We start from the raw sequence: 12897 nt of genomic DNA on the forward strand, positions 1-12897 counted from the left end.
ACCCCGTCAGGTGCCGACCGCGCCCGCACGCCGCTGCGCCCGCAGCGCCACCGCGAACGACAGCTGCGCCACGATGCCCGCCCCCGCCAGCACGATGGCCGAGGCCAGCGCGGGGTTGCGGTGCCCCATGCCGGCCAGCGCGGTGCACAGCGCGCCCACGGCCATCTGCGTGAAGCCGTACAGCCCCGAGGCCGAACCGATGACCTGCGGGTTCACGCTGATCGCCTGCGTGAGCGCCGCCGGCGAGGCCATGCCGCAGCCGACCGTGAACAGGAACATGGTGGCCACGATGAGCGGCACCGACAGGTGGTCGGTGAGCGCCGCGCCGAGCAGCACGAAGGCCGCGGCCACGCTCAATGCGTTCGAACGGACCATGAGCCGGTCGACGCGCACGCGCGAGATCAGGTGGCTGGTGAGGAAGCTGCCCAGCCACACACCCGACACCAGAATCGCCAGGTACACGCCCGCCTCGTGCGCCGGCCGGTGCAACTGGTCCACGAAGATGAAGGGCGCCGACGCGATGAAGGCGTACATCGACGTGGTGGCGCAGCCGCCGCCGATGGAAAAACCGAGGAAGGCCCGCGAGCCCAGCAGCTTCGCGTAGTTGCGCCCGAGGTCCCGCGCGTTGACGGCCGCGCCGGGCGCGCCGGTCTCAGGCATCAGGCGCCAGGTGAACAGGAAGCCGACCACGCCCAGGCCGAACAGCGCATAGAAGATCGAGCGCCAGCCCAGCGTGGTGGCCAGCGCGCCGCCGATGAGCGGCGCGAGGCTGGGGCCGACGGTGACCATCAGGTTCATCAGCGCAAGGCGGCGCGTGGCCTCCTGCGGCCCGGCGGTGTCGCGCACGATGCTGCGGCCCAGCACCAGCCCCGCGCAGCCGCCGATGGCCTGGAACAGCCGCGCGGCAATCAGCGAATGCACCTCGGGCGCCATGGCGGCGGCAAGCCCCGACACGCAGTACAGCCCCAGCCCGAACAGCAGCACCGGCCGACGGCCATAGCGGTCGGCCAGCGGGCCGTACACCAGCTGCCCCACCGCGAGGCCGAAGATGTAGAGGCTCACCGTCATCTGCATGGCGCCCATGCCGGCGCCCAGGTTCTTCGCGGCGATGGGCAGCGCCGGCACGAAGATGTGCATGGCCAGCGTGCCGCTGAAGGTGACCAGCGCCAGCAACCACAGCGGCGCATGCGGGCGGCGCTGCGGCGCGGAAGTGACGGCGGCGGTCATTGCTGGGCGTGCTTGGTGGGGGTCATTGCTTGGTGGCGGTTGCGCGGGCGGGCGTGTTGCCGGGCAGGTCGGCCTGGGCGAGGTTCGTATCGTCGGGCTCCCAGCCGCCGCCCAGTGCCATGAAAAGCGTCACCTGGTCGTCGGACAGCTGCGCCTGGCTGGCGGCCAGCGCCGATTCGCTCGCGGCCAGCGCGCGCTCGGCGTCGAGCGAGTCGAGGTAGCCGGTGCGGCCGTTCTGGTAGAGCTGGCGCGCCTGCTGCGCCACGATGGCGCTCTGGTCGCGCGAGGCTTCCAGCGCGGCGCGGCGGTCGAGCTCGCGGGCGTAGTTGCCCAGCGCGGTCTCGGTCTCGCGCAGCGCGGTGAGCACGGTGCCGTCGAACCGGGCGAGCGCGCCGCGGGTGCCGGCCTCGGCCTGCGCGATGCGCGACTGGACCACGCCGGTGTTCGGAATCGTCCACGAGATCAGCGGGCCGAGGCTGTAGCTCATGCTGTCCTTGCGGCCGAAATCGGCGGCGGTGCTGGCCGACATCGCCGACAGGCCGATCGACACGTGCGGGTACAGGTCGGCCGTTGCCACGCCGATGCGCGCGGTGGACGCGGCCAGCGTGCGCTCGGCCTGGCGGATGTCGGGCCGGCGGCGCAGCAGCGCGGCGCCGTCGCCCACGGGCAGCACGCCGGCCACGCGCGGCGGCGTGGTGCAGGCGGCCACTTCGCGCGGAAAGTCTTGCGGCAGCGCACCGGTGAGCGTGGCCAGGCGGTACAGCGCGGCCTGGCGGCCGGCCTGCAGCGGCGGCAGCGCGGCGTTGAGCGACTGCAGCTGCGCGCGGGCGCGGCCCGCGTCGATGGCGCCCGCGCGCCCGGCGCTCTGCAGGCGCTCGGTGACGTTCACCGCGTCTTTCTGCAGGCTGACGGACTTCTGCGCGATCTGAAGGCGCAGGCCGGTGGAGCAGGCTTCGGCGTAGGCACGCGCGGTGCCTGCGGCGACGTTCACGCGCACCAGGTCGAGCGCGGCTTCGGCGGCTTCGGTGTTGGCGGCGGAGGCCTCGATGGCGCGGCGCAGCTGGCCGAACAGGTCGACCTGGTACGACAACGAGGCGCCCAGGCTGTAGTTGAAGGTGGTCGGCGGCTCGTAGCCGCGCTGCAGCAGCTGGATGCCCGACTGGTGGCCGACCGACGGGCCGCCGCTCACGCCGAGGGTGGGGTACTTGCCGCCGGCCACTTCCTCGTCGATGGCGCGCTCGCGCTCGAGGTTGGCCACGGCCTGGCGCAGGTCGGTGTTGTGGGCCAGCGCCTGCTCGACGAGGCGGTCGAGCAGCGGGTCGTGGTACAGGCGCCACCAGTGGGCGGGCAGCGGCGCGGCGCTGGCGGGCGAGCCTGCGGCGGCGCCCGCGAAAGGCTTGCCGGCGGCGCCCTGGCTGGCCACGGCTTCGGGCGGCTGCCTGTAGTCGGGGCCGACCGCCGCGCAGGCCGCGAGCGCGGCCGCGGCGGCCAGCGTCGCGATGCGAAAGACGAAGCGGGTCGTCATGGTGTTCATCCCTTCTGCGGTGCCACCGCGGCGGGTGCGGCGGGTGTGGCGGATGTGGCGCCGGCTTCGGTGGCCGTCGCGTTGCGCGCCGTCTTGTTGTCCAGCACCTGCACCGTGACCGTCTGGCCCGACACGAGGCGCGCGCCTTGCGGCAGCGGGTCGAGCTTGATGCGCACCGGAATGCGCTGCGCCAGGCGCACCCAGTTGAAGGTGGGGTTCACGCTGGGCAGCAGGTTGGCGCTGGTGGAGCGGTCATGGTCGGCAATGCCGGCGGCCACGCTGTCGACCGCGCCTTCGAGCACCGCGCCGCCGCCCATCGGCGTCACGCGCACGCGGTCGCCCAGGTGGATGCGGGGCAGCTTGGTTTCCTCGAAATAGCCTTCGACGTAGAACGACTGCGCATCGACCAGAGCGAGCACGGGGCGGCCCGCCGCGGCGTAGCTGCCCTGGCGCAGGTCGAGGTTGGTGACCAGGCCGGCGGTGGGCGCGCGCACTTCGGCGCGTTGCAGGTTGAGGCGGGCAGCGTCCAGCGCGACCTCGGCCTGCGCGACGGCGGCCTGCATCTGCTCGACGCGCGAACGGGTCTGTTCGCGCGACTCCTTCGAGATGAGGTCGCTCAGCCCCACGTTGCGCTGGTTTTCGCGCTGCACCTGGGCGCTCATGGCGCGCTGCGCGGCGAGCGCGGCCTGCGCCTGGCGCACGGCCAGGTCGTAGCGCGCGCGGTCCACCTCGAACAGCAGCGTGCCGGCGGCCACCGACTGGTTGTCGCGAATGGGCACGGCGGTGACCAGGCCCGACACGTCGGGCGCGATCTGGACCACGTTGGCGCGCACGCGGCCGTCGCGCGTCCACGGCGCGAGTTCGTAGTGGTCCCACAGGCGAAAGCCCGCCCACACGGCGGCGGCCACCACGGCCACGGTCAGCAGCACGCGGCCCGCGCGGGGTGCCCAGGGGTTGTCGGAGAGGAAACTGGCTTTCATGGGAATCTCGTCATTCATTGAAGGTAGGAGGTGGCGCGGCTCAGCGCGTAGAGCAGCAGCAGGTAGAGCGCCATGTCGAACAGCGCGGGGTGCCACACCCAGCGGTACACGCCGGTGGCCGCGAGCAGGCGGCGTACGGCCCACAGGGCCACGAACGCGCCGAGGGCCAGCACCATGATCCAGGGCAGGTACAGGCCGTAGAAACTGGCTTCGCCGATCATGCGCAAGCTCCTTGAACGGGTGCGCTCGCCCGCAGGGGCGGCGCGTCGGGGAAGAGGTTGCGGCGCAGGCCGACCAGGGCGGTGACGGCGGCGCGCGATGCGGCAGAAGCGGACGAAGCGGCAGCGTTGCGCGCTTCGAGCACCGCATTCAGGGCTTCGTCGATCTGCGGCAGCAGGCTCGCCGGGCGCGGGTTCATGCCGCCTTCGGCGCGCTGGCGGAAGAAGCGCGAGATGTTGCCCAGCAGCGCAGCGGCAGTGGCCATCGGCAACTGCGCGCGCACGCGCTGCAGCACGGCGATGTCGGCGCCCATGCGCAGGTCGCGCAGCGCGTCGTTGGCGGCCACGCCTTCGACCGTGCCGCCCGCCTGCGCGATGCGCGGCGCGAGCAGGCCGATGCGGTCGAGCATGCGCACGGCGTACGCATCGCTCTGCGCGTACTGCGGCTGAGAAGAGGCGGCCATGTCGCCCAGCTCGCGCCAGGTGGCGCGCTGGATGCGGCGCGCGCTCCAGTCGGCACCCACCGAACGCACCAGCCGGGTGACGCGCGCGGCGACCACCACGCCGACGATCTGGCCGATCATGCTGTTGATGAAGCTCACCAGGTCGGAGCTGGCGGTGTCGTGCAGCGCGAGCGTGCCGGCCACGCCGAAGATCAATGCCATCGCGGGCATGAAATGCGTGGGGCGGGGCAGGTACAGGCCCAGCAGCAGAAAGAGCGGCGCGCAGATCACCACCAGCATGCCGAAGTCCTGCACCGTGGGCATCAGCACCAGCACGTAGAGCGCGGAAATGGGCACCGACCACAGCGTCCACTTCAGGAAGCCGTGGATGGCCGGCACCGGGTCGTCCATGGTGGCGAAGAAGCAGCAGAACACGGCGGCCATCATGGTGGCGGCCGAGCCCATGGGCCAGCCGGTAAGGATCCAGAACGCGCCGCACAGGCAAATGGCGATGACGGCGGCCAGCGCCGACAGCAGCGCCATGCCGTAGTCGCGGTGCAGCACGCGGGCGCCGAGCGCGGCGGTGCGGCGCAGCGGCGCGGCGCCCTTCAGGCCTTCGTCGATGTCGATGCGCAACTGGGCGCAGGCGGTCCAGCCGTCGACCAGTTCTTCGAGGCGGCCGGCCAGGCCGATGCGCAGGGCGCGGCCCCAGGGGGTCGGCTGTGTCGGTGCGCCGGCAGGGTTGGCGCTCAGCGCGTCGATGGCACGGCGCAGGGCTTGCAGGCGTTCGGCGCGGGTCGCTCGGGCCGCAGCGTCGGCAGCAGGCTCGGCTTCTTCGCGCAGCCATTGCGAGGCCTGCGCGAGCACGGCCGTCACGTCGCTCGCCAGTGCGCCTTCGGCCTGTGCCAGCGCCTGCAGCCGGTCTTCGACGGCGGAGAGCGCGGGCGTGAGCGCGGCCACGCGGTCCTGCATGGCGCGGATGGCGCCGGCGGTCCAGCGCAGGTGCGTGGTGTCGAAGGGCACGTGGGTGGAAAGCAGTCGCAGCTGCGTGATGTCGCCGGCCAGGCGGCGGCGGTCGTCGTCCAGGCGCCTGGGGTCGGCATTGGCACGGGCGCCGCCCTGTACAGCGGGCTGCAGCAGGTCGCCGAGCCACTTGCGCGCGTCCACCAGCGTGCGGTCGAGCAGGCCGAGCACGGTCGGCGCGAGCCCCGCGGGAAACACCAGGCTGTGAACCAGCGTGGCGCAGAAGATGCCCAGGCCGATTTCTTCCACCCGCGCCACGGCGGTGTCGAACAGGGCGAGCGGCGTCTGCACCGACGGAAAGCCGATCAGCGCAGCGGTGTAGCCCGCGAGCATGAACACGTACGAGCGCGGCGTGCGGTCGAACAGCGAGATGCACAGGCACAGCCCGACCCACAGCGCGAGCACCAGCGTCAGCAGCTCGGGCGCGTTGGACAGCGCGGGCACCAGCAGCACGGTCGCGGTGCTGCCGATGAGCGTGCCGCAGAAGCGGTACAGCGCCTTGGAGCGCACCGCGCCGGCCAGCGGATGGGCCACGACATAGGTGGTCATGAGCGCCCAGAACGGGCGCGGCAGGCCGGCGCGGCTGGCGAGGTACATCGCCAGCATGGCGGCGGCGAAGCTCTTGCCGGAAAAGAGAAGCTCCGCGCGGGTGAAGCGCGGCAGGCTGAGCGCGGTCATCTACTTGCGCCCTTCCTGCGCAAGCGCAGGCTGCGCGGGCGGGTTCTGCACGGCGCGAACGCCCATGCGCTCTTCGAGCACACCGAACACGCGCAGGCAGGCGGCAATGTCGGCGTCGGGCAGGCCGTCGAACAGCGACGCGCGCATCAGCGTCAAGGCGGCCTCGATGGGCTCGCAGGTGGCCCTGCCGGCCTCGGTGAGGTGCAGGGTCTTGGCGCGGCGGTCGGCCGGGTCTTCGCGGCGCTCGACCAGGCCCGCCTCGACCAGCTGGTCGACCGAGCGCACCAGCGACGGGCCTTCGATGCCCAGCGCCTCGGCCAGCACGCCCTGGCGCACTTCGCCGTTCATGCGCCCGAGCATCACGATGGGGTAGGCCAGCGTCTGCGACACGCCGACGTGCGCCACCGCCTTGTCGGCCGCCGCGCGGTAGCCGCGCTGCAGCACCGCGAGCGACGTGCCGAGCCGCATCAGCGCCTGTTCGCGCGGCTGTGGGAGGGTATCGGAGTCGATCACGGTAGCTGCCTAATAGTTAGTCTGCTACCGATCATACGGGTTACTACTGATTCGTGCAGGCGGCAACGCTGCCGCGCGCCTTCAGGGCGAAGGCGCGCGAAACGAAAAGGGGAAAGAAAAGTGTGAAGCCCGCCGATAAGCCGGATTCTGTGCATCGAAGGCCTCTTGCGAAACCCTCGACGTGACCGCCATTACTCTGGGCCGTTTGTCGCCAAACGGCTCGATGCCACCTACCCGCCAGCTCAGCGGAACCACCTCGATACTGGCCTACTTGGTGTTGCTGCGCGCAGAGATTGCCCGTTTCACCCGAACTGAATCGGCTCGTCTCTGTTGCTCTGATCCTCACCTCACGGTGGAGAGTCGTTAACTCCTGCGCTGTCCTGTGCAGTCCGGACGTTCCTCCAGTGCGGTCTTTCGACACGGCGCCTTGCGGCGTCGCCCCTTGCGGGCTTGCACCAGCGGCGGTCTGGCGTGCTTCACGGGGCAGATTATCGCCTCATGCCGAAAGCGCCCCTTCAGGCCATGCCGCAGAACTCGCGCCGGTATTGCTCGGGCGTGGTGCCGGCCTCGCGCTGGAACATCGCGATGAAGGCCGAGGCGGTGCTGTAGCCCAGGTCGAACGCGATCTCCTGCACCGTGCGGCCGGCCTCCAGCGCGTCGATGGCGCGCAGGAAGCGCAGCCGCTGGCGCCAGTCGCCGAACGACATGCCCAGCTCGCGCTGGCACTGGCGCGCCAGGGTGCGCTCGGTCATGTGCACGCTCGCAGCCCAGTCGGCCAGCGGGCGGTGGTCGCCGGGCTCGGCCTGAAGCGCCTCGAGCACGGAAACGAGCGCGGGCGACGCCGCCGCCGGCAGGTAGCTGCGCTGCACCTCGGCCACGGCAAGCTGGTCGACCACCACGTGGGCCAGGCGCAGGTCGGCGGGCGTGGCCGGCACGTGCAGGTCGCGCGCCGCGAAGTCGGCCAGCACGCTGCGAATGATCGGGCTGATGCGCACCGTGCAGGCCTCTGCGGGCAGTGGCCCGCACAGGCCGGGCGCGATGTAGATCGAGCGGTAGACGATGGCGTGGCGCAAGGTGCAGCCGTGCACCACGTGGGGCGGAATCCACACCGCGTACTGCGGCGGCGACAGGAAGCGCAGGCCCTCGGTCTCCATCTGCATCGTGCCGTGGGCTGCGTAGTTCAGGTGGCCCCAGGTGTGGCTGTGCGGCGCGGCAAGCGTGTCGGCGCCGAACTCGTCATAGCGGAAATAGAACGGGCCGGGCATGCCCTCGACGTCCTGGATCGGCAGGTAGCGCGATGCGGTGGCCATGGCGGGGGTCCTCGGCGGGGGTTCTCGGGGGCAAGGAGTCCGTAACGCCGGACGATATGTCCTGATCGAGCTATATGCCGCAGGACGGACGCGTCGATGATAGCCCTGCACTCCGAAGAAAGCTCCCTGTCATGTGGCCCTGCGCCTTTCCCCTGCTCGCCGTCGTCATCTGGTCGGGCAACACCGTCGTCAGCAAGATGGCCGCCGGCACCATTGCGCCGGCCGAGATCAGCTTCTACCGCTGGCTGCTGGCCGCCCTGCTCTTCACGCCGCTGGCGCTGCGCCCGGTGCTGCGCAACTGGGGCGCGATTCGCCCGCAGCTGGGCCGCATCGCGGTGCTCGGGCTGCTGGGCATGGTGGTCTACCAGAGCCTGGCCTACTACGCGGCCTACCTGACCACGGCCACGCACATGGGGATCATCGGCTCGCTCACGCCGATGATGGTGCTGGCGCTGTCGATCCTGCTGCTGGGCCAGCGGCTCACGGCCGGCGCGGTGGCGGGCTCGGCGCTGTCGATCGCGGGGGTGCTGGTGGTGGTGTCGTCGGGCCACCTGGGCACGCTGATGAAAAGCGGCGCGAACCTGGGCGACGGCCTGATGCTGCTGGCCATGCTGGCCTACGCCGTCTACGTGATCCTGCTCAAGCGCTGGGGCATGAAGAACGTGCCCGCGCTGCAGATGCTGTACCTGCAGATCGTGGTGGCCGTCGTCGCGCTGCTGCCGCTGTACCTGCTCACGCCGAAGATGGGCCTGTCGGCCGCCAACCTGCCGCTGGTCGGTTTTGCAGGCCTGGGCGCTTCGATGATCGCGCCGCTGCTGTGGATGCACACCGTGGCCCGCATCGGCCCGAGCCGCGCAAGCATGTTCTTCAACCTGATTCCGCTGTTCACCGCGCTCATCGCCGCGGCGGTCATCGGCGAGTCGCTGGCGGCGTACCACGCGGTCGGCGGCGTGCTGACGGTGGCGGGCGTGCTGCTGGCGGAGCTGTGGAAGGCGCCGCTGCGGCGCAGCCGGGCGGTGGTGGGGTGAGCGGCGAAAGCGCCGGGCTGCTGTAACCCCGCGCCCCGTCGGCGCGAACTAGGAGTTGCATTCGAAAAAACCCTGCCACCACCGACTGAAGGCCTGTCATGACGCAAAAAACTGGACGCCGCTTCGCCCTTGCCGCAGGCGCCTCGACCCTGGGGCTGGCCGTGGCCCAATCCCTCGGCCTGTTCGGCGCGGGCACCCGCCCGGCGCAGGCCGCGGAGAACGAGAAATTCGCGGTCACCCGCACCGAGGCCGAATGGCGCAAGCTGCTCGACGCCAACCAGTTCGCGGTGCTGCGCCAGGAAGGCACCGAGCGCCCCTACACGAGCCCGCTGAACGACGAGCACCGGGCCGGGCGCTTTGCCTGCGCGGGCTGCGCGCTCGACCTGTTCTCCTCCAAAACCAAGTTCGACAGCAAGACCGGCTGGCCCAGCTTCTGGCAGCCACTGGACAAGGCCGTGGGCGAGCACACCGACCGCAGCTTCGGCATGGCCCGCACGGAGGTGCACTGCAGCCGCTGCGGCGGCCACCTGGGCCATGTGTTCGACGACGGGCCCAAGCCCACCGGGCTGCGCTACTGCATGAACGGCGTGGCGATGAAGTTCTCACCCGGAACGGCATGAGGGTCTTGGGCTGGTCTCACAATGCGCGCTGTCCGTCCGACCCACGCATTGCATTCCAGGAGACACGACCCATGAAGGCCCAGAACATCCTCCAGACCATCGGCAACACGCCGCACATCCGCATCAACCGCCTGTTCGGCAACGCGAAGCAGCAGGTGTGGATCAAGTCCGAGCGCGCCAACCCCGGCGGCTCGATCAAGGACCGCATCGCGCTGGCGATGATCGAAGACGCCGAGCAAAGCGGCGCGCTCAAGCCCGGCGGCACCATCGTGGAGCCCACCTCGGGCAACACCGGCATCGGCCTGGCGATGGTGGCGGCCGTCAAGGGCTACAAGCTCATTCTGGTAATGCCCGACAGCATGTCCGTCGAGCGCCGCCGCCTGATGCTGGCCTACGGCGCCACCTTCGACCTGACGCCACGCGCCGGCGGCATGAAGGCCTCCATTGCCCGCGCCGAGGAAATCGTGGCCGGCACGCCCGGCGCGTGGATGCCGCAGCAGTTCAACAACCCGGCCAACGTGGAGGTGCACGTGCGCACCACGGCCGAGGAAATCGCGGCCGACTTTCCCGACGGCATCGACGTGCTCATCACCGGGGTGGGAACGGGCGGCCACATCACCGGCGTGGCGCGGGTGCTGAAGAAGAAGTGGCCCCGGCTGCAGGTGTTCGCGGTGGAGCCGGTGGCCTCGCCCGTGATCTCCGGCGGCGCGCCGGCGCCGCACCCGATCCAGGGCATCGGCGCGGGCTTCATTCCGAAGAACCTGGACACCTCGCTGCTCGACGGCGTGCTGCAGGTCGACGCCGAACCGGCGCGCGAAATGGCGCGCCGCTGCGCGCAGGAAGAAGGCATGCTGGTCGGCATTTCGTCGGGCGCGACGCTCGCGGCCATCGCGCAGAAGCTGCCTTCGCTGGCACCCGACGCGGTGGTGCTGGGCTTCAACTACGACACCGGCGAGCGGTATCTGTCGGTCGAAGGCTTCCTGCCGGCCTGACAGGCGGTAACAGCGCCATCCGTCAGCTATCCCTTTCATAGCGCGTGGGGCGCTTAAAATGCGCAGCCTGCTTGATAACCACAAGCCCTACGCCGTCCCCATGCTGAGAATCTCCGAACTCAAACTCCCCCTCGACCACGCGCCCGACGCGCTGGTCACCCTGATCGCAAGAACGCTGGCCGTTGCGCCCGACGCGATCGCCTCGCACACCGTCTACAAGCGCAGCTTCGACGCGCGCAAGGTCGAGCTGCTCACGGTCTACATCTGCGACGTGCAGCTGACCGACGCGACGCTCGAGGCCAGCCTGCTCGCGCAGCACGCGGGCCACCCGCACATCCAGGCCGCGCCCGACATGCGCTACACGCCGCCGGCCGATGCACCCGAAGGCACCGCGCGCCCGGTGGTGATCGGCTTCGGCCCCTGCGGCATCTTCGCGGCGCTGATGCTCGCGAAGATGGGCTTCAGGCCCATCGTGCTCGAACGCGGCAAGACCGTGCGCCAGCGCACCCGCGACACCTGGGGCCTGTGGCGCAAGAGCACGCTCGACCCGGAGTCGAACGTGCAGTTCGGCGAAGGCGGCGCCGGCACTTTTTCCGACGGCAAGCTGTACAGCCAGATCAAGGACCCGCGCTTCCTCGGCCGCAAGGTGATGGAAGAGTTCGTGAAGGCCGGCGCGCCCCCCGAAATCCTTTACGTCGCGCATCCGCACATCGGCACCTTCAAGCTGGTGAAGGTGGTGGAGAACATCCGCGAGCAGATCGTGGCGCTGGGCGGCGAGATCCGCTTCGAGCAGCGCGTGACCGACGTGCACATCGAGAACGGCCACCTGCGTGGCCTGACGGTGCTCGACCAGGCGACTGGCACCAGCAGCGACCTGCGCGCCGACCACGTCGTGATGGCGCTGGGCCACAGCTCGCGCGACACCTTCGAGATGCTGCATGCGCGCGGCGTGCACATCGAGGCCAAGCCCTTCTCCATCGGCTTTCGCGTGGAGCACCCGCAAGGCCTGATCGACCGCGCGCGCTGGGGCCGCCATGCGGGCCACCCGCTGCTGGGCGCGGCCGACTACAAGCTGGTGCACCACGCCAGCAACGGCCGCTCGGTGTACAGCTTCTGCATGTGCCCCGGCGGCACCGTGGTCGCGGCCACCAGCGAGCCGGGCCGCGTGGTCACCAACGGCATGAGCCAGTACTCGCGCAACGAGCGCAACGCCAACGCGGGCATCGTGGTGGGCATCGACCCGAAGGACTTTCCGGGGTGGGAGGCGAATGCCCCCGGCGATGCGCTCGCGGGCATCGCCCTTCAGCGCGAACTCGAATCGAACGCCTACGTGCTCGGCGGCAGCAACTACCACGCGCCCGGCCAGCTGGTGGGCGACTTCGTGGCCGGCAAGCCGTCCACCGCACTCGGCAGCATCACCCCGTCGTACAAGCCCGGCGTGACGCCCACCGACCTGCACCAGGCTTTGCCCGCCTACGCCATCGAGGCCATGCGCGAGGCCTTCCCCGCCTTCGGCCGCAAGATCAAGGGCTTCGACACCCACGACGCGGTGCTCACGGGTGTGGAAACGCGCACCTCGTCGCCCATCCGCATCACGCGCGGCGACGACTTCCAGAGCCTCAACGTGCGCGGCCTGTACCCCGCCGGCGAAGGCGCGAGCTACGCGGGCGGCATCCTGTCGGCCGGCGTGGACGGCATCAAGGTGGCCGAGGCCGTGGCGCACGCCGTGCGGGCCGCGTCCGAGCGCGAACGCACCGCGAGCGTCTGATGCACGCCATGCACTTCGCGCGCCCCACCTTCGGCCAACTGACCGCGGCCACGCTGGCCATGGCCGCCGTGGTGCTCGCGTCCAACATCCTGGTGCAGTTCGCCCTCAACGACTGGCTGACCTGGGGCGCCTTCACCTACCCGGTGGCCTACCTCGTGAGCGATCTGGTCAACCGGCGCTTCGGTCCCGGCATGGCGCGGCGCGTGGCGTGGGTCGGCTTCGCGGTGGCCGTGGGGGTGTCGCTGCTGCTCGCGCCCGCGCGCATCGCGGCGGCCTCGGGGCTGGCCTTCATCGCCTCGCAGCTGCTCGACATCGGCGTGTTCGACCGCCTGCGCCGCGGCCTCTGGTGGCGCGCGCCGCTGGTGGCCACGGTGATTGCCGCGGTGCTCGACAGCATCGTGTTCTGGGGCATCGCCTTCGCGGGCACCGACGGGCCCTGGCTCACCTGGGCGCTGGGCGACCTCGGGGTGAAGCTGGGCGTGGGCGTGCTCATGCTGCTGCCGTTCCGGCTGCTGATCGGCCGGCAGGCCGCCCGGGCTTCGGCCCTGAGCCATTGAGCCATTGAGGTCCAC

Annotated in this window: 12 protein-coding genes and 1 other RNA gene; 5 read left to right on the forward strand and 8 right to left on the reverse strand. The window is 70.8% G+C overall.

Annotated features, from left to right (window positions below; translation table 11 throughout):
• Nucleotides 1–6: 6 nt before the first annotated feature.
• The 8 genes from ACSFA5_RS16690 to ACSFA5_RS16725 all read right to left on the reverse strand — a co-directional run bounded on the left by ACSFA5_RS16690 (nt 7) and on the right by ACSFA5_RS16725 (nt 7917).
• On the reverse strand, nt 7–1227 hold the full coding sequence (locus ACSFA5_RS16690) for a multidrug effflux MFS transporter (protein ID WP_435445152.1): 1221 nt from the start codon (nt 1225–1227) through the stop codon (nt 7–9).
• A gap of 22 nt (nt 1228–1249) precedes the next feature.
• Nucleotides 1250–2761, reverse strand: a complete 1512-nt coding sequence (locus ACSFA5_RS16695; protein WP_435445153.1) for an efflux transporter outer membrane subunit — start codon at nt 2759–2761, stop codon at nt 1250–1252.
• Nucleotides 2758–3732: an efflux RND transporter periplasmic adaptor subunit gene (locus tag ACSFA5_RS16700; RefSeq protein ID WP_435445154.1), complete on the reverse strand. Its 975-nt coding sequence runs from the start codon at nt 3730–3732 to the stop codon at nt 2758–2760. Before ACSFA5_RS16700 ends, ACSFA5_RS16695 begins: the two co-directional genes overlap by 4 nt.
• Nucleotides 3733–3746: 14 nt before the next feature.
• The gene (locus ACSFA5_RS16705; protein ID WP_435445155.1) at nt 3747–3953 is read right to left on the reverse strand and encodes a DUF1656 domain-containing protein; all 207 of its coding nucleotides are present in this window, start codon (nt 3951–3953) and stop codon (nt 3747–3749) included.
• Complete coding sequence (locus tag ACSFA5_RS16710; protein WP_435445157.1) at nt 3950–6094, reverse strand: FUSC family protein; 2145 nt, start codon at nt 6092–6094, stop codon at nt 3950–3952. The genes ACSFA5_RS16705 and ACSFA5_RS16710 overlap by 4 nt, the downstream gene beginning before the upstream one ends.
• Nucleotides 6095–6562, reverse strand: a complete 468-nt coding sequence (locus ACSFA5_RS16715; protein ID WP_435445360.1) for a MarR family winged helix-turn-helix transcriptional regulator — start codon at nt 6560–6562, stop codon at nt 6095–6097. It abuts the gene before it with no gap.
• A gap of 165 nt (nt 6563–6727) precedes the next feature.
• An RNA gene (gene rnpB, locus ACSFA5_RS16720) (RNase P RNA component class A) lies at nt 6728–7085 on the reverse strand.
• Between the two features lie 37 nt (nt 7086–7122).
• A complete protein-coding gene (locus ACSFA5_RS16725; protein ID WP_435445158.1) occupies nt 7123–7917 on the reverse strand; it encodes an AraC family transcriptional regulator in 795 nt (264 codons plus the stop codon).
• 131 nt (nt 7918–8048) lie between these two features.
• Between ACSFA5_RS16725 and ACSFA5_RS16730 the strand changes: the two genes are divergently transcribed.
• The 5 genes from ACSFA5_RS16730 to ACSFA5_RS16750 all read left to right on the forward strand — a co-directional run bounded on the left by ACSFA5_RS16730 (nt 8049) and on the right by ACSFA5_RS16750 (nt 12882).
• The gene (locus tag ACSFA5_RS16730) at nt 8049–8945 is read left to right on the forward strand and encodes a DMT family transporter (RefSeq protein WP_435445159.1); all 897 of its coding nucleotides are present in this window, start codon (nt 8049–8051) and stop codon (nt 8943–8945) included.
• Between the two features lie 98 nt (nt 8946–9043).
• Nucleotides 9044–9565 carry a peptide-methionine (R)-S-oxide reductase MsrB gene (gene msrB, locus ACSFA5_RS16735; RefSeq protein WP_435445160.1) on the forward strand — a complete coding sequence of 174 codons (522 nt, stop codon included), beginning with the start codon at nt 9044–9046 and terminating at the stop codon, nt 9563–9565.
• A 71-nt stretch (nt 9566–9636) separates the two neighbouring features.
• Nucleotides 9637–10557, forward strand: a complete 921-nt coding sequence (gene cysK, locus ACSFA5_RS16740; protein ID WP_435445161.1) for a cysteine synthase A — start codon at nt 9637–9639, stop codon at nt 10555–10557.
• 100 nt (nt 10558–10657) lie between these two features.
• On the forward strand, nt 10658–12325 hold the full coding sequence (locus ACSFA5_RS16745) for an NAD(P)/FAD-dependent oxidoreductase (protein WP_435445162.1): 1668 nt from the start codon (nt 10658–10660) through the stop codon (nt 12323–12325).
• Complete coding sequence (locus ACSFA5_RS16750) at nt 12325–12882, forward strand: VUT family protein (protein WP_435445163.1); 558 nt, start codon at nt 12325–12327, stop codon at nt 12880–12882. Before ACSFA5_RS16745 ends, ACSFA5_RS16750 begins: the two co-directional genes overlap by 1 nt.
• Nucleotides 12883–12897 lie beyond the last annotated feature (15 nt).

The sequence above is a fragment of the Variovorax monticola genome (assembly GCF_051216855.1).
GTDB lineage: Bacteria > Pseudomonadota > Gammaproteobacteria > Burkholderiales > Burkholderiaceae_C > Variovorax.

What these genes read in the sequence shown, in the direction of transcription:
- ACSFA5_RS16715 (WP_435445360.1), bottom strand. Translation starts at nt 6,562, where the DNA reads ATGCGGCTCGGCACGTCGCTCGCGGTGCTGCAGCGCGGCTACCGCGCG.
- cysK (WP_435445161.1), top strand. Translation starts at nt 9,637, where the DNA reads ATGAAGGCCCAGAACATCCTCCAGACCATCGGCAACACGCCGCACATC.
- ACSFA5_RS16695 (WP_435445153.1), bottom strand. Translation starts at nt 2,761, where the DNA reads ATGAACACCATGACGACCCGCTTCGTCTTTCGCATCGCGACGCTGGCC.
- ACSFA5_RS16725 (WP_435445158.1), bottom strand. Translation starts at nt 7,917, where the DNA reads ATGGCCACCGCATCGCGCTACCTGCCGATCCAGGACGTCGAGGGCATG.
- ACSFA5_RS16750 (WP_435445163.1), top strand. Translation starts at nt 12,325, where the DNA reads ATGCACGCCATGCACTTCGCGCGCCCCACCTTCGGCCAACTGACCGCG.
- msrB (WP_435445160.1), top strand. Translation starts at nt 9,044, where the DNA reads ATGACGCAAAAAACTGGACGCCGCTTCGCCCTTGCCGCAGGCGCCTCG.
- ACSFA5_RS16690 (WP_435445152.1), bottom strand. Translation starts at nt 1,227, where the DNA reads ATGACCGCCGCCGTCACTTCCGCGCCGCAGCGCCGCCCGCATGCGCCG.
- ACSFA5_RS16705 (WP_435445155.1), bottom strand. Translation starts at nt 3,953, where the DNA reads ATGATCGGCGAAGCCAGTTTCTACGGCCTGTACCTGCCCTGGATCATG.
- ACSFA5_RS16730 (WP_435445159.1), top strand. Translation starts at nt 8,049, where the DNA reads ATGTGGCCCTGCGCCTTTCCCCTGCTCGCCGTCGTCATCTGGTCGGGC.
- ACSFA5_RS16745 (WP_435445162.1), top strand. Translation starts at nt 10,658, where the DNA reads ATGCTGAGAATCTCCGAACTCAAACTCCCCCTCGACCACGCGCCCGAC.
- ACSFA5_RS16700 (WP_435445154.1), bottom strand. Translation starts at nt 3,732, where the DNA reads ATGAAAGCCAGTTTCCTCTCCGACAACCCCTGGGCACCCCGCGCGGGC.
- ACSFA5_RS16710 (WP_435445157.1), bottom strand. Translation starts at nt 6,094, where the DNA reads ATGACCGCGCTCAGCCTGCCGCGCTTCACCCGCGCGGAGCTTCTCTTT.